The sequence below is a fragment of the Streptomyces sp. GS7 genome, assembly GCF_009834125.1.
Taxonomy (GTDB): domain Bacteria; phylum Actinomycetota; class Actinomycetes; order Streptomycetales; family Streptomycetaceae; genus Streptomyces.
This window is the reverse complement of the sequence record NZ_CP047146.1, coordinates 4385997-4403331: the sequence shown is the minus strand read 5'-3', so window position 1 is coordinate 4403331 and position 17335 is coordinate 4385997. Positions and strand designations below refer to the sequence as shown.

At 68.2% G+C, this 17335-nt stretch carries 19 protein-coding genes and 3 pseudogenes; 8 read left to right on the top strand and 14 right to left on the bottom strand.

The features are described 5' to 3' along the window. The first annotated feature begins 54 nt into the window (after nt 1–54). Nucleotides 55–600 (top strand): DUF6886 family protein, encoded by a 546-nt coding sequence (locus GR130_RS19490; protein WP_159505912.1) that lies wholly within the window; start codon nt 55–57, stop codon nt 598–600. A gap of 67 nt (nt 601–667) precedes the next feature. Here the strand turns inward: GR130_RS19490 and GR130_RS19485 are convergent. Continuing rightward, a pseudogene (locus GR130_RS19485) lies at nt 668–1149 on the bottom strand (IS5/IS1182 family transposase); the annotation flags it as partial. A 1-nt stretch (nt 1150) separates the two neighbouring features. Here GR130_RS19485 and GR130_RS19480 point away from each other — a divergent pair. Continuing rightward, a pseudogene (locus tag GR130_RS19480) lies at nt 1151–1318 on the top strand (IS256 family transposase); the annotation flags it as partial. Continuing rightward, nucleotides 1315–1728 carry a VOC family protein gene (locus tag GR130_RS19475; RefSeq protein WP_159505910.1) on the top strand — a complete coding sequence of 138 codons (414 nt, stop codon included), beginning with the start codon at nt 1315–1317 and terminating at the stop codon, nt 1726–1728. The pseudogene GR130_RS19480 and the gene GR130_RS19475, both read left to right, overlap by 4 nt. Here the strand turns inward: GR130_RS19475 and GR130_RS19470 are convergent. Genes GR130_RS19470 through GR130_RS19460 form a run of 3 tightly spaced genes read right to left on the bottom strand, consistent with a single transcriptional unit; the run spans nt 1653 to nt 3087 of the window. Next, entirely contained in the window at nt 1653–2027 is a 375-nt protein-coding gene (locus tag GR130_RS19470) for a VOC family protein (RefSeq protein WP_159505909.1), read from the bottom strand. The two genes, GR130_RS19475 and GR130_RS19470, sit on opposite strands and share 76 nt — an antisense overlap. After that, nucleotides 2024–2326, bottom strand: a complete 303-nt coding sequence (locus GR130_RS19465; protein ID WP_159505908.1) for a DUF1905 domain-containing protein — start codon at nt 2324–2326, stop codon at nt 2024–2026. Before GR130_RS19465 ends, GR130_RS19470 begins: the two co-directional genes overlap by 4 nt. Continuing rightward, the gene (locus GR130_RS19460; protein WP_159505907.1) at nt 2323–3087 is read right to left on the bottom strand and encodes an ArsR/SmtB family transcription factor; all 765 of its coding nucleotides are present in this window, start codon (nt 3085–3087) and stop codon (nt 2323–2325) included. Before GR130_RS19460 ends, GR130_RS19465 begins: the two co-directional genes overlap by 4 nt. Before the next feature lie 835 nt (nt 3088–3922). On the opposite strand from GR130_RS19460, the gene GR130_RS19455 reads away from it, so the two are divergent. After that, nucleotides 3923–4405: a hypothetical protein gene (locus GR130_RS19455; protein ID WP_159505906.1), complete on the top strand. Its 483-nt coding sequence runs from the start codon at nt 3923–3925 to the stop codon at nt 4403–4405. On the opposite strand, the gene GR130_RS19450 is transcribed toward GR130_RS19455, so the two are convergent. Together GR130_RS19450 and GR130_RS19445 are read right to left on the bottom strand one after the other, a co-directional pair. Next, complete coding sequence (locus tag GR130_RS19450) at nt 4402–4545, bottom strand: BPL-N domain-containing protein (RefSeq protein ID WP_159505905.1); 144 nt, start codon at nt 4543–4545, stop codon at nt 4402–4404. The genes GR130_RS19455 and GR130_RS19450 overlap by 4 nt on opposite strands. Before the next feature lie 440 nt (nt 4546–4985). Beyond that, a complete protein-coding gene (locus tag GR130_RS19445) occupies nt 4986–5192 on the bottom strand; it encodes a hypothetical protein (protein WP_159505904.1) in 207 nt (68 codons plus the stop codon). 140 nt (nt 5193–5332) lie between these two features. Here GR130_RS19445 and GR130_RS19440 point away from each other — a divergent pair, with 140 nt between their 5' ends. After that, a complete protein-coding gene (locus GR130_RS19440; protein WP_201304930.1) occupies nt 5333–5884 on the top strand; it encodes a DUF1003 domain-containing protein in 552 nt (183 codons plus the stop codon). A gap of 380 nt (nt 5885–6264) precedes the next feature. Here the strand turns inward: GR130_RS19440 and GR130_RS40685 are convergent. The 4 genes and pseudogenes from GR130_RS40685 to GR130_RS19420 form a co-directional block, all read right to left on the bottom strand. Continuing rightward, nucleotides 6265–6387, bottom strand: a pseudogene (locus GR130_RS40685) (site-specific integrase); the annotation flags it as partial. A 236-nt stretch (nt 6388–6623) separates the two neighbouring features. Continuing rightward, complete coding sequence (locus GR130_RS19430; protein WP_159505903.1) at nt 6624–7736, bottom strand: hypothetical protein; 1113 nt, start codon at nt 7734–7736, stop codon at nt 6624–6626. A gap of 256 nt (nt 7737–7992) precedes the next feature. After that, complete coding sequence (locus GR130_RS19425; protein WP_236573216.1) at nt 7993–8547, bottom strand: lytic transglycosylase domain-containing protein; 555 nt, start codon at nt 8545–8547, stop codon at nt 7993–7995. Between the two features lie 859 nt (nt 8548–9406). Then, on the bottom strand, nt 9407–10516 hold the full coding sequence (locus tag GR130_RS19420; RefSeq protein ID WP_159505902.1) for an FAD-dependent monooxygenase: 1110 nt from the start codon (nt 10514–10516) through the stop codon (nt 9407–9409). 355 nt (nt 10517–10871) lie between these two features. Between GR130_RS19420 and GR130_RS19415 the strand changes: the two genes are divergently transcribed. After that, a complete protein-coding gene (locus GR130_RS19415; protein WP_159505901.1) occupies nt 10872–11171 on the top strand; it encodes a transposase in 300 nt (99 codons plus the stop codon). Next, nucleotides 11168–12058 carry an IS3 family transposase gene (locus tag GR130_RS19410; RefSeq protein ID WP_159505900.1) on the top strand — a complete coding sequence of 297 codons (891 nt, stop codon included), beginning with the start codon at nt 11168–11170 and terminating at the stop codon, nt 12056–12058. Before GR130_RS19415 ends, GR130_RS19410 begins: the two co-directional genes overlap by 4 nt. 183 nt (nt 12059–12241) lie before the next feature. Here the strand turns inward: GR130_RS19410 and GR130_RS19405 are convergent, their stop codons facing one another. Beyond that, the gene (locus tag GR130_RS19405; RefSeq protein ID WP_159505899.1) at nt 12242–13696 is read right to left on the bottom strand and encodes a serine hydrolase domain-containing protein; all 1455 of its coding nucleotides are present in this window, start codon (nt 13694–13696) and stop codon (nt 12242–12244) included. 151 nt (nt 13697–13847) lie between these two features. Between GR130_RS19405 and GR130_RS19400 the strand changes: the two genes are divergently transcribed. Further along, nucleotides 13848–14573, top strand: a complete 726-nt coding sequence (locus GR130_RS19400; protein WP_159505898.1) for a TetR/AcrR family transcriptional regulator — start codon at nt 13848–13850, stop codon at nt 14571–14573. A 381-nt stretch (nt 14574–14954) separates the two neighbouring features. On the opposite strand, the gene GR130_RS19395 is transcribed toward GR130_RS19400, so the two are convergent. From GR130_RS19395 to GR130_RS19385, 3 genes are all read right to left on the bottom strand, one after another. After that, a complete protein-coding gene (locus GR130_RS19395; RefSeq protein WP_159510089.1) occupies nt 14955–16190 on the bottom strand; it encodes a serine hydrolase domain-containing protein in 1236 nt (411 codons plus the stop codon). 152 nt (nt 16191–16342) lie between these two features. Continuing rightward, nucleotides 16343–16732, bottom strand: a complete 390-nt coding sequence (locus tag GR130_RS19390; protein WP_159505897.1) for a DUF1048 domain-containing protein — start codon at nt 16730–16732, stop codon at nt 16343–16345. 2 nt (nt 16733–16734) lie between these two features. Further along, the gene (locus tag GR130_RS19385) at nt 16735–17064 is read right to left on the bottom strand and encodes a PadR family transcriptional regulator (RefSeq protein WP_159505896.1); all 330 of its coding nucleotides are present in this window, start codon (nt 17062–17064) and stop codon (nt 16735–16737) included. Nucleotides 17065–17335: the final 271 nt, after the last annotated feature.

The following is a 17335-nucleotide window of genomic DNA, read 5'->3' as shown; positions in this document are numbered from 1 at the left end:
ACCGCTCCACCGGACAGATACCGCCGGGCGACGGCTCTGCGATAGAACCAGGGCATGCGCCCACGACCTGGAGAAGTGCTGCACTTCTCGGAAGATCCCGCAATCACGGTATTCCGTCCACACGTCGCTGCCACCGCCCAACAAGCAGAGGCGTACGTGTGGGCCGTCGACCATGCCAGGACCCCGGACTACCGGTTCCCCCGCCAGTGCCCACGAGCCATGGCTTGGACCGTGCCGAGCACCTCTGCGTCAGACCACGAACGCATCCTCGGCCCAGGCGGCGGCGAACGCGTGCATGCGATCGAGTACGACTGGCTGAAGCAATTCTTGAGCGTCAAACTGTTCGCGTACCGACTCCCCGCTGCTCCCTTCCGGCCCTTCGGCGACCCGGTGCCGCACGCTCTCGTGGCGACCCACCCCGTCGAACCGCTCGGACCCGCGCAGCCTGTCGGCGATCTCCTCCAGCTCCACCGGGACGCCGGGATCCAATTGCGTGTGCTCGGCAACCTCTGGGGGTTCTGGGACACGGTGGTCACCAGCACGCTGGGATTCACCGGTATCCGTCTGCGGAACGCGAAGGCCAAACCTCAACAGGGCTGAGACGGCGTCAACCTGACGGCCTGCCCGTTTCGCAGCCACGTCAAGATCCTGGTCGCCCCGTGGGCCACCATGAGTTCGTGCGCTCGCAGACCCAGCGGCCGCCGGTCTGGGTCGGCGTCTTCATGCCGCGTGGGCTGATGCGGCCGGTGATACCGCGCCCGGCGAGGTCGGTGCAGACCGGCTGGTAGTCGTAGTCGGCGTCCAGGCTCGGTTTCGGGTCTTCGGGGACTTGCTCCAGTTCGCGGGTCAGAGCGGCGAACTCGTCGAGGGTCTCGGGCAGCAGGGCGTGATCGCGTGTATCGGCTCCGGCGGGGACGGTAACCACCGGTATTCCGTAGCCGTCGGTCAGCTGGGACCGCTTGAGTCCCTGCCTGCCCCGGTCTACCGGGGACTTTCCGGAACGCTCGCCGCCGGAGGGGGATTTGGTGATGCAGCTGTCTGCGGACAGCTCCTGCAACTCCAGACCCAGCATCCGGTCATGCGCCCGCAGCACCGCCAGGTCAGGTGAGCGGCGGCTCCGGCCTCGATCCACTCGTCCCGTCTGCGCCGGGGCGCCGGCTCCCGCGCCGCGGCCCTCGCCATGGTGTTCAAGCTCGTCGAGTCGGCCCAGGCCCGCTGGCGCTCGGTCAACGGCGCCCACCTCGTTCCGCTCGTCCGCGCCGGCGACCGCTTCGAGCGCGGCCAACTCGTCGAGCGCCCCGAGGCGGTGGCTGCATGAACCGGCCGACGCGCGGGGCACTGCACCACTTCGAGATCTGGGTGCCCGATCTCGATCGCGCCCTCGCCTCACTCGGCTGGCTGCTGGAAACGCTGCGTTACGCCGTCTGTCAGAGCTGGGAGACCGGCCGCAGCTGGCTGCTCGCGCCGACCTACGTCGTCCTGGAACAGTCCCCGGCCCTCACCGCCGACCGGAACGACCGCCGCCGACCCGGGCTCAACCATCTGGCATTCCACGTCGAGGACGACGACGCCGTCGAGAAGCTGGTCATCGAGGCGACCCAGCACGGCTGGAGCCTGATGTTCCCCGACCTGCGCCCGTATGCCGGCGGCTGTCACGTCTCGGTGATGGAGAAGGCGTTGCCGTCGGGGTCGCGGAAGGCGAACATCGGTGGTACGCCGGGCCATTGAAGGATCTCATCGGTATCAACGCCGGCGGCATTGAGGGCCGCGTACGCGGCCGATGCGTCGTCGGTGGTGAACCGGATAGTGATGGGGCCGCGAGTGACGTCTGCGGTGGCCTGCTCCAGCGTCACGACGACGTTGTCGCCGCCGGGTGCCAGCTCGATCCACCGTCCGGTCGGGATCGACTCGTCGCGCAGTACCGTGAAGCCGAGCGTGTCGACGTAGAACCGCAGCGCCTGTTCCTGGTCGTCGACCGGCACGCTGACGGTTCTAACACCCGTGACGACCGGCTTCGGCGCGGTCATCGTGCGATCCGCTCATCGAGGGTGACGGTGACGGTGTCGCCGGCCTGCTTGCCGATGCGGGCGCGGATTTCGGCGGTGAATGCGAGCTTGTGCGTGCCGTCGCCGAGCGCCATGAACGAGCCCTCGAACGGCTCGCCGTCGACGTGGCCGCGCACCTTCACCAGGCCACGGGTGCCGAAGAACTCGGCCGACCCCGGCATCACGACGTAGGTCCAGCCGCCCTTGCTGGGGCTCTTTTGCAGCTCCGCGGTGAACGTCTTGTCGAGCTTCGTGTCGGACGTGGCTTGCTGTGCGGTCATGATGTTTCGCCTCCGTACATGAGCGACCCTGGCGTGGTGAGTTCCCGGCCCGTCTCCATCCAGGTCTTGAGCCCGGAGAGGATCATCGGCCAGCCGCCGTAGAGATGCGCGTCGGCGTCGGCGTCGAGTTGGTCGTGCCGGACGACGAGCCTGCAGCTGTCGCCGACCTGCTCGATCTCCCAGGTCACCCGGCTGGTGCCCTGGCGGGCGATGTCGTCGTCCCAGATGGCGTGGTATGTCTGCACGAGCCGCCGGGGCGGGTCGACCTCGAGGTTCTCCCCTTCGATCAATCCGCCAGGCACGCCGTCGTGCGTGACCCTGTAGGCGGATCCCGTGGCCCAGTCGGATTCCACGCGGGCACCGAACTGGAACCGCGCCCGCGTCTCGGGATCGGTGATCGCCTGCCACAGCCGCTGCGGCGTGGTGCGGATGTAGATCTCGAACACCTTCTCCACGCTTGTCTCCAGATCTCGTTTGAGGTCGACGAGGCCGGCGGCCCACGTCTCGGTGTACTTGCTGACCCAGCGGTCGTGGATGAGGCGGATCGGCACGGGGTTCAGGAAGTGCAGCTTCTCCCTGCCCCGCCGGTCCGACACGACCACGCCGGCCTCCTCAAGCAGACGAAGGTGCTTCGCCACGGCGACCCTCGTCATCGCGAACCTGCTCGCCAGCGCGTTCAGCGACTGCCCGTCCTGCCGGAACAGCTCGTCGAGCAGCTCCCGCCGCGTCGGATCCGCCAGCGCCCTGAACACCTCTTCCACACATCCGACAATAGGAAACCAAATGGTTTCACGTCAAGGCCGACGAGGCCCGCCGACAGGTTGAGAAGCAACGGAACGGCCCACGACCCCGGGCTGCCGGACCTGTTCCGTCGGTGCTTCCATCTGGCACAGATGGACCACAGGCGCCCGCGTCAAGCGATCCCTGATCGCCTGCGACGACCAGAGACATCACTACGCGCCCTACCTGGAGAACGACAACGACTTCGAGGCCGAGTTCGTCGCAATCAACTCATTCCAGGAAAGGTGAACTCAACTGATCCACAGGTATTGACAATTACTCCGGTCAGCCAGCGAATCGGAGAGTGAACTGATGGACTGCTTCCCTTGTGGTGACAGGTGTACGCCGCCCCGGGGCGTCCGCGGTCCCCAGCTCTCCCCCACAGTGCCCGGCGGCCAGGAAGTGGAGGGCCCCATATGGGTCCCAGACCGCAACAAGATCCTCCTTCTCCTTGCGCTGCCGCTCCGCCTCTCGGGTAGCTACTTCACGCTCTCCTCGGGCCTGTCCCCCACGCACGCCCCACGCGGATTCACACCGCACCCTGCACTACCTCGATCCAGGCGCCGTGCCCACCAGCCGTGCCATCGCCATCTCATCGCCATTTCATCGGCCGTGATTAGCGTCGGCACCGTCCGATGGAGGCACTGACCAGCACCGGTCGTCCAGTGGAGGTGCATGAGATCGCCGAGATCCCCAGGGCTGCGGCGCTTCCTACGGTCGACTCCACCGTCCGCACAGCACCCGGGGAGAGGCCTCGGCGGCCGCGTCACCACCGCACTGCAATCAGCATGGTTCACAGCAAACGAGGGGGAAACGATGAAGAGCATCGCCCGTGTCGTATCCATCGCCTGCACCGCTCTGGCTCTCGGTGCCGGGGCTACCGGCGTCGCCAGCGCCGACGGCACTCCGCAAGGCCACATCACCGCGGCCAATGGCTTGGCGCAGCGTCACATCGCCCCGGCGGACAACAACGATTGCAAGAACGGCTGGACGAACGACAGCGGCATCCGGAACGCGGTGTGGGTCTGCGGGACGGGCTTGGGGGTGCACCGTGTTACGGGTGCGTCCGTCCTGGCGCCGGTGGGCACCAACCCGGTTACCGGGCATGTCCATGTGTGGGACAAAACCGGGTCGATCTTCTTCGACGGGCCGCAGGTGACCCTGCACTCCGGCGACGTAGCCGGCAATTACGACTGGAACGGCAACTGGACGCTACCGGACGGCGACTCGGTGTGCTCGGCCTGGATCTACGCCGACGGCACTACCACCGCGGCCGCATGCATGGACATCCACAGCTAGAGTCGGCGTTGTTCGGACGGATGCGGCGCAAGCAGGTCGAAACCCTGGCCGCGCCCGGCCAGGTAGCCGCCGAGGCAGGTGCCGAGGTAGCTGCCGCCACCCGAGACGTAGTCGCGGATGTCGGCAGCGTGGCGCCGCATGGCCTGCCACCCCTCGTCCAGGCCCCGCCGCCTGGCTGGACGTAGAGCGTCGCGTCGGCGAGGGCCTGACGGGCGAGGGGCACCTTCTCCTCCGGGCCGCAGAACACCGCCCGGAACGGCCGTGGCGCGCTCCCCACCAGCCACACCGCCGACTCGGGGCAGCCGGGAACGAATCCGGTCCCCCGTAGACCAGGGCCACCGGCCGCCTCCCCTTCGCCTCCGGAAATACCGGTACGCCCCGGCCGGCAGGCGCGCAGCCGGAGACCGGGAGCAGCGCCGCCGCCACGGTTGGCGCCGCGGTCGTGAGCAGCCTCCGCCTGTTCGCCGTTGTGGGTTCCTCTCCCGGACTGCGTGCATGTCGGGAGCGCGGCGGCACTGTAACCCGGGCGGGTGTGCGCATGCCGAGAATGTGACGGGCGGCACATCGGCGGCGTATCAGCTCAGCTGCCGAACGGGCGCCTGTCCAGGGTCCAGTGCAGGTCGATCGTGCAGCCGAGCGAGGCGTGGACCTGGGCAACGATGTCCGGGTGGCGGATGGTCCCGACCGGCTGTCTCGGTGAGAGCTTCGGACCGGCCCAGGCGAGCCACGGCGTTGTGGAGAGGCAGCCCGGATTCCCGCCGCCACGAAGCGCGCCAGCGAATGCCACGCCGCCTCCGCGCGGGCAACGCGGCCCGGAGGCATAGCCGAGAGCAGCGGCAGCCTGGCCAGTGCCAGCACCGCGGTGATCAGACCCAGCCGCGCGCCGGGGATCAGCCCGGGGGCGGCGACGACCAGCACCATCCCGCCATGCAGAACGCCCTGGCCTCGCCGAAGACCATCTGGCACACCACCGCGAGCTCCCGTGTGCCCGGTCTGGCACAATCCCCGCCCATGACCTCTCAGCAGATGACCGGCATACCGTCCGTCGCCAGCAAGCCCAAGCAGCGATGGCACCGCCACCCAGGCGTGCGCAGTAAGGGTGAGTTGACGCTCGGTGAGCGCGCCGCGGATAAAATGCGCAATGGGATGGGGTCGTGGGCCTTCGTTTTCGGCTCGCTGATCTTTTTGGGCGCGTGGATGATCCTCAACGGCAACCACGGCTTCGACAAGTACCCGTTCATCCTCCTCAACCTGGTGCTTTCCTGCCTTGCTGCCATGCAAGGTGCGATTCTGTTGATCGCTGCGAAGCGCAGCGATCAGATCTCCAGCGAACTCGCCGAACACGACTTCGAAACTGATGTGAGGGCCAAGGAGCTACTGGAACAGCTCACGGCCAACTTCGAAGCGCTCAGTGCACAGCACGCGGAACTCCACGAGGAACTGCGGAACGTGCGAGCGCAGCTGGCCGCGAAGGAGTAGCGCGGCGGCTACGCCGAATTCGTGGGCACTGGACCGTTCCGGGTTTGATCGAGACTCTAGGTTGTGACTGTGACCTGGGGTTTCGCGGTTGCTCGGTAGTAGTTGGTCTCGTATTCAGCGGGCGGGGCGTGCCCGATCTCGCCGTGCAGTCGGCGGTGGCAGTACCAGCCGATCCACTCGGCGGTGGCCAGCTCGATCTCGGAGAATGTCTTCCAGGGCCGACGGAGCTGATCAACTCGGTCTTGAACAGGCCGATCGTGGACTCCATCAGGGAATTGTCCTAGGCGTCGTCGACCGATCCGATTGACGCGGCGACGCCTGCCCGGTCGAGGTGCACGGCGAGCGCGAACGATGTGTACTGCGACCTGGCAACGCTCTCCTGACAGCCGCGACCCGGGGCCCGGGCGGCGGCAGGTGACGAACGCCGGCCCGCGCGTCCGGCTCTTGAGCAGGCGGGGAAGCAGGCGCGCGGTGCCGGCGTCCCAGTAGACCGTCTCCTGCACGCGACTACGCGGTGGGAGGTTGTCATCGTCTGTCGACCCTGGTTGGCGTCGGTCGGCCCAGCGACGGCCCCGGTGGAAGTTGAGGCGTATCCAGCTGCACCGACGCTGTCCTGCGAGAATCGTTCCGGGTAACCGAGTTTCCCGTTCCCCAGGTATGACGATGGCCCCTGGTGAAGGTGGCAGCAGGTCCGGTCTGCCGCTTCACCGGGGCCGTTTCCCCCTCGCGTCGCATGGCGTCAGTTGGTCGCGGGGACGAAGAGCAGGCCGTGGGGGCTCTTGAAGCCCTTGCCGAACGGCTTCACCGAGCCGGTCCGCAGGTCGAGGCTGCCGAGCGCACCGGCCAGTACCTTGGAGTCGTCCGGTACGGCGGCGAACGTCTGCCCGGCGGTGAAGGAGCCGCGGACGGCGACGACCTGGTTGGTGCCCGGGTCGGTGACGTACAGCGTGCCCCTGGTGCTGGTGGCGATCGCGGTGTCGTCCACCTGGGTGTTGAGTTTGAGGACCTGGGCGCTCTGCCGGCTGGTACCCGCGTTCACGAGGTAGATCTGCTCGCCGTCGCCCTGGCTGTCCAGCATCAGGTTTCCGCCGAACCGCGGTGCCAGGGTCGGGACGAGGGTGTTGGAGTCCGGGTCGGACAGGTTGAGGGTGACCTGCTTGCCGGACTGGGCGTCCACGGCGGTCGAGTTGTCCTTCAAGACCGGCTTGGCGGTCGCGGTGGTGCCGGCCAGGGTCACCTTGTAGAGAGCCGGACCGCTGAAGGTCTTGCCATCGGTGTTCGGCGACGGGTTGGACGCCGCGATGTACAGGGCGCCGCCCACAACGGAGATGCTGTCGGTGCCGCCGCCGTGCGGGAGCGGACTGGGGCTGAACTGGTAGTGCGCGAGCTGTGCACCCAAGGCCGCGCCCGGGGTGAGCGTGAACAGGCTGCTGTTGCCGTCCTCGTTCACTGTGGCGATGACGCGCTGCGCCGACGGGTCGGCGGTCATGCCGTCGATCTTGCCCGTCAGGTTCCATAGCGCCACCTTGCGGCCCTGCTGGGTGTACTCGACCACGGTGCTCGCCGTCCGGCCCGAGGACGACGGCTCGCCCTTGGCGCCCACACCGTTTTGATAGGCGACGAAGACGTTCCCGCCCAGCAGGGCGATGTCGTCGGGGGAGCTCAACGACCCGCCAGAGGCGAAGACCTGGGTCGAGTAGCCGGACGGCACGTCGATTCCGGTGCTGGAGGTCGCGGGCGCACCGAATGCGTTCGGGGCGATCAGCGCCGCACCAGCCGCGGTGGCGGCTATACCGACGCCGGCGACCGAGGCGCGGGCCAGGCGGCTGAACCCGGGCAACTTTCGTGTCATGGGGACCCTTCCCTTGAGAGGCACGCGCAACGCGGCGAACCACACCACCCGCACACCCCTTGAACAGATACAGCTGCTCTTCTCGCAGGCACAGGTGACCAAAGCGTTGCCGCGAGTGAACGAAGGGGCGAGCAGCGGGGGCAGGGCGGCTACCCGCCCACGGCACAACTGCAACGGGCCGTGGGAGCGTGGTCAAGACCAGCAAGCGAGGCCGGTGGTCAACGGACGGCACCCGCGATCTCGACGATCGTGGTCGTCAGTTGCCCGGAGGGCTGGGCGACGCGCTGATCTGCTTGGCATAGGTCTGGGTGTACTTCGGGATCAGCGCCTCGATCCGGTTGACGTAGTTCTGCGTCTCGGGGATCCGTGGGATGCCCCGGGCCTTGAGCACCGCGCCGGGGCCCGCGTTGTACGCGGCGAGCGCGAGCTGGGTGGGGTCGCCGGGGATGCCCTTGACCTCCTTGAACAGGTGGCACATGTAGGCGCCCTGGGCCGGGATGGCGTCGGCCGGGTTCCACACGTCGGCTTTGCCGTCGCCGGTGTAGTCCTTGCCCCACTCCGCCCAGGTCGACGGGTGGAACTGCGCGATGCCCTGGGCCTGGCCAGAGTCCGCCTGCGGGTTCCAGTGGCTTTCCGCGTCGAGTTGCGCGGCCAGCATCGGAACGGTCAGCTCCGGGCAGGTCTTGGTGGCCGACTGCACGGTCGCCAGATACTGACGGGGAATAGTGGGCAGGGCGGGCGGCCGGGTCAGCCACCAGACGACGCCGAGGGCTGCGGCGACTACGAGTACGGCTCCGAGAGTCAGGCCCACCAGACGCCCTCGGCGGCCGGAGCGCCTGGTTCCTATCGCCGTCGGAGAAGCACGGTACGTCGTGGCGGGCGACGACACCTCCCAGGAGGGGCGTGCGGGCTCCTGCCCATCTCGCCATACCTGGCCGCTGCCCGTCGCTCCGGCTTGCTGCTCTTGCATGTGCCCAGTCCGTCCAGTCGGTTCATCCGGTGACCTGTCGATGACGAATGGGACGCATTGGGCTCCACGTCAGTTGCAAGATCATGCAATCGAGCGAGCGTCTATGGGGATGGCCACATGAGGGAACCGGCCTCGGCTGCCCGCCGCGATACCGCCACCAACGCCCCAGGTGCGAGGGTTCCTGCCCGGGTGGCCTCGAGAGAGCCCTTCGGCGGATGTGTCCGGATTACCTGTGTGACGGGAGGCTACGGAGAGGTGCCTGACAGCTACGCCGGGCCAGGGCGCTGCCGGGCCGGACCGCAGCAACGGGGTACACACGCTGTAGGACAGCATCGGCACCCAGCGGCGGCCGAAGGCCGGCGGCCTCGAAGTACCCGGCGCGCATCTGCGGATCTTCGGCCTCTGCACCGTACGGCCGCGCCGGCTCGCACACCACGTCTGTCACCAGGCTGCCGACGAGTGGATCGACGCCCACGCCGACGGCGACTTGCCCGGTGGCGGTCACTGGTGATTCCCAAACGCCTCCGAAGCCGGTTCGGCAGACGCCATCCGCTGGAGCCCCGGTGCAGTTCGCCGAGGGTTTTATGAGGTGCGTCGGGGTGGCCGCCGCGCAATTGGGTCGATTTGGTGGGCGCGCCGTCGTCGGGCTACGGGCGACGCGACGTGGCCGTCGGTTCCGTGGTCGAGAGCGTGGCCTCCGTCATAGGGGCGACATCGGCGGATACGGTGCGGGCGCATGCCAGCGGAACAGCCAGGACATGGGGGCGAGAGCCACACCCTCCGGCACCGCGCGGGTACCGACGTCGCGCACGGCCGCGCGCCACCGGGAGTTGGGCATGTTGTTGTGGGTCATCTGGCGCGATATCCACGACACCGCCCGCACCCGTCGCCGCCGCGCCTTCGAATAGGCACGCAGATCGGGTGCATGGCCCGCGAGCGTCACCGCGTCCTCGAGGGCCATGGCGGCCCCCTGCCCGAGTTCTGGGCGCATCGCGTGCGCCGAGTCGCCCACCAACGCGACCTTCCCGAGAGCAAGCGTTCTCGGCACCAGCACCTCGAGGAACTCGTCGCGCAGAATCCGTGCCGGATCGGCCGCCGCGAGGACCTCGGGCACCGGCGACGCCCACTCGGCAAAATGGTCGAGACTGTCGAAGCCGGGGTGGGCGGCCGCGAAGAAGTAGGTGCGCCCACCCGGCATCGGCAGCACGCCGAATTCCGCATGCACCCCGAAGATGCCACCGGCGAACTCGGGCACAGGGGTGTCGAGCACACCACGCCAGGCTGTGATCCCGGTGCGACGCACGGCGGTGTCGCCCGGCCACAGGCGCTGCCGGATCGCGCTGCGCACTCCGTCGGCACCCACGATCAGATCGTGGCGCATCGTCTCGCCGCCGACGCGCAGGGTGCCGTCGAGGGTGACCTCGTCGACCGAACTGCCCGGCCGCAGGCAGTCGCTCGGAAGTGCTTGTACGAGAAGGGAGATGAGGTCCGCGCGGTGCAGCACCGTGAATCCGCCCGCGAGCGGTTTCGCCCAGCGTGTGAACAGGACCCGCCCGGCGGCGTTGCGGACCTCACCGGGACCCTCGCCGACCCCCGCGGCTTGAATAGCGGCACCCACGCCGAGCGCGTCCAACGCAGTGATCGCGTTGGGGAACAGGGAGATTCCCGCGCCCACTTCGGTGAATTCCGGTGCCCGCTCGTAGACGGTCACCTGCCATCCGGCATTGCGCAGCGCGATCGCTGAAGCGAGGCCGCCGATCCCGCCGCCCACGATCCCGACACTACGTCCCGGCGACAGTGAACGCGACATGTTCTGCCCCCATTGGCATCTCGGCTCAAGGCGATGTTACCCGACAGTAACGACGCTCGGTGGGGTTGTCCAGAGCCGACATCGACCGCTGAGCGAGCAAGACATCTCGGGGAGCAGGTCACGGCGGCGATGAGGCGCAGCCACCGCACGAACACGTCCCTACCGGCAACCACGAGCGCCGGTTTGCATCAGGCTCTACCGGTGATCACGTCGCGCAGAACCGGGCGCAGCGGCCCGTTGACCGGTGACTGCTCAAGTTGCCTCCGGCGTGCTCGAACAGTGCCCGCCTGAGCCTTCCCCTTGATCGTGGACACCTGGAGACTGGGACCTGAGGTTCCAGAGGAAGTAGCACCAGGTGGGAAGCAAGTACACGAAGCGGTACACCGAGGAGTTCAAGCGGGACGCGATCGCGCTCGTGGACTCCACGGGCAAGACGGTCACCGCGGTGGCCCGGGATCTGGGCATCAGCTCGGAGTCCCTGCGCGGCTGGTACCGCCAGGCCAAGACAGACCGGGGCGAGGGACGGCCCGGTGAGCTCACCACGGCCGAGCGTGAGGAGCTCAAGCGGCTGCGCCGACAGAACGCCGAACAGGCCAAGACGATCGAGGTGCTGCGAAAAGCCGCGGTCTTCTTCGCGAAGGAGAGCGATCGATGAACGACACGTACGCGTTCATCGAGGCGGAGAAGACCACCCACGGCGTTGCTTTCCTCTGCAGGCTGCTGAAGGTGGCCCGTTCCTCCTTCTACGCCTGGCTCGACGCCTCGAAGACCCCGGCCGCACGGCAGGCCGCCGACGAGGTGCTGGTGCACGAGATCACCGTCATCCACATCGCCTCCCGCCAGACCTACGGCGTCCCGCGCATCCATGCCGAACTGCGGCGCCTGGGGCGGAGCGTGAACCGCAAACGCGTCGCCCGCCTGATGCGCGAGCACGGTATCCAGGGAGACCGCCGCCGCCGACGGCGGCGGTCGCTGACCCGGCCGGACAAGAAGGCGAAGCCGGCACCGGATCTGATCGGCCGCGACTTCCACGCCGAGACCCCCGGCACGAAGCTGGTCGGCGACATCACCGCCCTGCCCACCGGCCAGGGCTGGCTCTACCTCGCCTGCTGGCTGGACCTGGCCACCCGCGAAGTCGTCGGCTACCCGATGGCCGACCACCACCGCGCCACGCTCGTCGTCGACGCGCTGAAGATGGCCGCCGGCCGCGGCCGCCTCCGGCCCGGCTGCATAGCGCATTCGGACCGCGGCAGCGAACACACGAGCAGCCAATTCCAGTTCGAAATACGCGAGTTGGAACTCCGGCAAAGCTGCGGACGAACCGGATCTTGCTTCGACAACGCCGCCACGGAGAGCTTCTGGGCCCTACTCAAAGAAGAGATCGGCACCCGAATCTGGCCCGACCGAGCCACCGCCCGCGCCGAGGTATTCGACTTCATCGAGACGTTTTACAACCGCCGCCGACTGCGCAAGCACAAAGTCTTCGGCTACCTCACCCCAGCCGAGACACGGCAGCGGCACCAACACGACCTCACGGCATAGAGATCGAGTGTCCAAGATCACGGGGAAGCTTCACGCGTCGTCAAACGCAAGATGAGCAACTGGCACCTCAAACACCCCCACCACCACAACCCATCACCCCCGCCCACCCCAACCATCAGGTTGGTCCCCCCACCAAACCCACCAGCAAACACCGCGAAGGACCCTAAATCACCGGTATTGCCCCTAGGCGACCTTGGGGCCGCAGCGCATGCCGATGTAGACGCAGGCCGTGCCGTCCTCCAGCGTGGAGAAGACCACGGGCATGTAGTCCTCGCTGAACGCCGCGCCCACCCCGGTCCCCGCGAAGACCGTCTCCGTCACCGGTACCAGGTCTATTTCCAGGGGCTCGGAGAAGTCCTTCATGCCGTCGACGAACTCGTACACCGCGTGGCCCGCACCGTCCCGCTCGGTCACGGTGATGACCACGCCCTCGCGCCGGTACGTGCCCACGAACGGCGCGAAGTCGACCACGGGCGGCTGGGCCGGCGGAGCGAAGGGCTCCGGCATCGTCACCCCGGCCAACTCGGCGAGGAGTTCCCGGTAGAGCGCCGCGTACAGTTCGCGCGCACCGCCGCCGTTGGTGAGCAGCGCGACCGCGACGCCCGCCGAGGGCATCACGCGCAGATAGCCGTACTGCCCGATCGAGGCGCCGTCGTGCCCGTATCCCTGGACGCCGTTCCAGTCGTACAGGGTCCAGCCCAGGCCCCAACCGTCCGCGCTGACGGTCCACTTGTCGGGTGAGTCGACCACGCGCCGCTGCATCAGCGCGACCGTCTCCTCAGAGAGCACGCGCGTGCCGTCCTGCGCCACACCGCCGTTGAGGTGCATCTGCGCGAGCCGCGCGACGTCCCCGGCCGTGGCGATGACCCTGCCGTAGGGGCCGGCCGAGCGCGGCATCAGGTCCCAGGACGGTGCCGGGTCCGGGTCCTGGCCCGCTTCGCCCAGGTGCCCCATCGCCGCGCGGAACCGCAGCGCCTCCTCGGGAAGCGTCATCGTGTGCGTGAGGCCGAGCGGGGTGAGGAGCAGGTCCTTGAGGGCCTCGTCCCAGACCTGGCCCGTCACCACCTCGATGATTCGGCCGAGCACGTTGTACCCGATGCCGCTGTAGGAAATCGCGGTGCCGGGCGGGCAGTCGAGCGCCACGTCCTTCGCGGCCTCGACGTACTTGGCGAGGCAGTCGTCGCCGCGCCCGCTGTCGTAGGTGAAGTCGCAGGTGAGACCGCTTGTGTGGCTGAGCAGTTGGCGCGTGGTGATCGCCCTGGTGGCCTCGGGGTCGGCGACCGAGAACTCCGGCAGCACGTCCACGACCGGCGCGTCCAGGTCCAGTCGGCCCGATTCGACGAGCCGCATGATCAGGGTGGCGGTGTAGATCTTGGCGATCGAGCCCATCTGGTAGACCGAGTCGGTCGTCGCCGTCACGCCCGTGCCGCGGTGGAGCACACCACTGGCCAGCTCGTGGACGGTCCCGTCCACGAGGACCGCGAGGGATGCGGCCGGGACGTGGTGCTTGGCGCGCAGTGCGTCCAGGCGGTGCTGCCAGTGGACGAGGTCCAGCTTCTTGCCCGCCGAGTCCCTGGTCCCCCAGTCGCCCTTGGCTTCCCAGTTGCCCTGCGCGTCCCAGCTCACGTTCTTCGACATGTCAGCCCCATCTGTTGCGTACGGCGAGTGCGTACGGCGTTCTCTCGATGCGAACACTGTACGCATGTAGTAACGCTGTACGCAAGGCGCGTACAGCGTGCGCTAACGTGGTGGGGACGATGGACGTGGGACGAGCAGAGACGAGGGCCGCATGCCAGCCGACGAGAAGCCGACCGCCTCGGTGTGGACCCGGTCGCGCCCCCGGCAGCGGGAACACCTGACCCGCGAGCAGATCGTCGCCGAAGCGATCCGCCTGCTGGACGCGGAGGGCGTCGAGGAACTCAGCATGCGCAAGCTCGGCACCCGCCTGGGCACGGCGGCCACCTCCCTGTACCGGCACGTGGCCAACAAGGACGAACTGATCGAGCTGGTCGTGGACGACGTCTACGGCGAACCGGACGTACCGACCGCCGTCGACGGGGCCCGGTGGCGGGCGGCCGTCACCCGCACCGCCACCGAGCTGCGGGCGATGACCCTGCGCCACCCGTGGATCGCCCCCGAACTGGGCCAAGTTGGCCTCGTCCACATCGGCCCGAACGCCATGCGGATGTCGTCGGCGCTGCTCGCGCAGTTCGAGGCGGCGGGCTTCCCCGCGGACGAGATGGACCAGGCCATGGGCACACTCATGGCGTACGTCATCGGGATCGCGACCGCCGAGGCCGCGTACCTTTCACAGATCGCCCGCAGCGGCAAGACCGAGCAGGAGTGGGTGGCGGGCCTGCGGCCGGCCTTCGACGAGGCCACGCGGGAGCACCCGCGGCTGCGCGCGGGAAGCTCCGCCCAGAAGGCCGTGCACCCGCAGCGGATCCGCGACGACAACTTCGCGTACGGGCTCGACCGGGTCCTCGATGGGCTGGCGGCCCGGCTCACGCCCTAGTTGCGGTTGCAGTATTAGCCGTGCCTTGTCAGTGCGACCAGGACGGTTCGAGCTCTGGACTCCGGATATGTGAGCCCGGCGCCCAGCTGACGGGCGCGGTGGCCGCTCCTCTACCTGGTCCTCGGCGGCACGGGCGGGCGGCCCGATGGCGGCCCGCCCGGCAGCCGTCCGGCCGCACTCGCGGCTGTCGCCAATTGGCGACACTGACGTCGGGCTACGCAGGCCCTTGACGACGTTGTCACGGGCCGCCTGCTCGCCGAGCGCTCCGCCATGCCCATCCCACACAGCAGCCCTCTGCCGGGCGCGGGCCGAGCGAACCGCCCGCGCCATCGCGCGGCTGGCCGAGGAATCCGGCGCCGGCCGACGCGACAGGTAGGCAGGTCAGTCGTTGATTGCCTGGTAGAGGGTGGTCCAGAAGTCCTGCATGGCCCGTGCCGAGTCCGGGGTGGACATCCCGGTCTGGGTGAGCAGGATGCCGACGAGCTGGTTTTCCGGGTCGGCGTATGTGGTGGTGCCGGCTCCGCCGTCCCAGCCGAACTGGCCGATGGGTGCGTAGTCGCCGCGGTAGGTGCGCACCGTCATCCCGAAGCCCCAGCCGCCGTGCTGCCCCGTGCCGTGTGCCAGATGGACGACGTTGCGGGCCCACGTTTCTCGGGCGGCCACCTGCTCGGGCGTGAGGCGGTTGGTGGTCATCAGCTCGACGGCGGGCCGGGACAGGATCTGTTCGGTGCCGTGCATTCCGTGGTTGAGCAGCATCTGGAAGTAAGCGTGGTAGTCGTCGACGGTTGAGTCGAGTCCGCCGCCGCCGGACTGGAACGCCGGAGGTCGGCTGTGGTGTCCCCCTTCGGCCTCGTCCTCCACGGTGAATTCTCCGGTCTGCGGATCGGGGGCGTACAGGGGCGGCAGTCGGTCGATCTTGTCGGCGGGCACGTGGAAGCCGGTGTCCTTCATGCCCAGCGGATCGAAGATGCGTTCGCGCAGGAACGTCTCGAACGACCGGCCGGTGACCCTGGCCACCAGCACGCCGAGCACGTCGTCGCTGACGTGGTACAGCCACCGCTCTCCGGGCTGGTACATCAGCGGAAGCGTGCCCAGGCGGCGCATCCACTCATCCGGCTCCACTGCCGGCAGCATCCATCCGTTCTCGCCGTAGACCCTCTGGTCGAGGTACGCGCTCATCATCGGGGAGCCCATCGCCGTCGTGTCCAGGCCGAGCCCGCAGGTGGAGGTGAGCAGGTCCCGCACGGTGATCGGACGCCGCGCCGGCACGGTGTCGTCCAGCGGGCTGTCGGGCCGCTTGAGCACCCGCCGGTCGGCCAGTTCCGGCAGCCACTGATCTATCGGGTCGTCAAGTCGCAGTCGGCACTCGTCCAGCAGGACCATCGTCGCGGCGACCGCGACCGGCTTGGTCGTCGAGGCCATCCGGAAGATGGTGTCCCGGCGCATCGGCGCGCCACCGTCATGGCGCATCGTCCCGATCGCCTCGACATGGGTCTCGTCGCCCCGGCCGACCAGGGCGACGAGTCCGGGGATCTTCTTGGACTCAACATGCGCTTCCAGTACCTCGCGCAGTCGGCGCAGCCCTGCTTCGGATAAGCCGTTGTTGCCGTTTCCCATCATGAATCTCCTTGCACGCAGTGGTCGGTCTCGACGGCGCCGCGGGCATGCGGCGCGAGGCGGCCGACCGGGCATGGCCCGGCGGCCGCGCCGTGCAGAAAGGCGATGAAAGTGGTGCTCGGCCCCTGGAGGGGCGATGTGCTGAGGCGCGATCAGACCGTCTTGTCTTCTGTTCCGGTCTCTTTACCGGCGGCGCGCGCGATGTCGTCGGTCAGCTGCTTCCGAGCGCGGGCGGGTACGTAGCCGCCCTCGGTGTAGTTCTGGACGAACGCCTCGGCGAACTCCACCGGGTCCTCCCCGACGATCTCGCGGATCGGAGTTCCGTTCACCGCCGCCTGCTCGAACAGGTCGGCGAGATCTTCGAACATCGACGCATTGCTCTCGCCGTCGGTCGGCACGAAGTACATCAAGTACCGCTCGATCGCCTCGACCGCCGTGCGGTGGTTCTCGGGCAGCTCCCTGACGCGCGCCTTGTACGCCCTCCAGCGCTTCTTGGGCCCGATCACCTTCGAGAGGAAGCCGCTCTTTTCGACATCGGACATGGTCACTTGCCCCCTTCCCGGAGCTGTTCCAGTCGTTCCGTGAGGAAGCTCCACGTCCTCCAGAACTCTTCGAGGTACTCCCGTCCCCGCGCGTTGAGGGAGTGCACCTTGCGTGGCGGCCCCTTCTCGGAGGGGACCTTCTCCACGTCGACGAGGCCACGCTTCTCCATCCTGAGGAGCAGCGCGTAGACGGTCCCCTCGGCGATGTCGGAGAAACCCTGCTCCCGCAGCCGCGCCGTGATCTCGTAGCCGTAGGCGGGCCGGCCGGACAGGGACGCGAGGATGATGCCCTCCAGCGTGCCCTTGAGCATCTCCGTCTCCAGCTTGGTCATGGAACACCTCCTCCCTGCGCTAGTCAGCGCTATTGAGTACCGCTACACAGTAACGCTGACTACCGGTACTTAGCAAGACGGAATAGTGGACGGGCAAGCCAGCGCCGCAAGCGCCCAGTTCAGCAGCATCACCGGCGGGACCACGAGCGGCCCGCACAGCTCACGGGGATCGACGGGCACCTATACGTGCGCCGCGTCGCTTTCCGCCAACTTCCCCGTCTATCGCCCGCCGCCCGCCACGTCTTCGACGCTCCGAGTTGAGAAACACGCT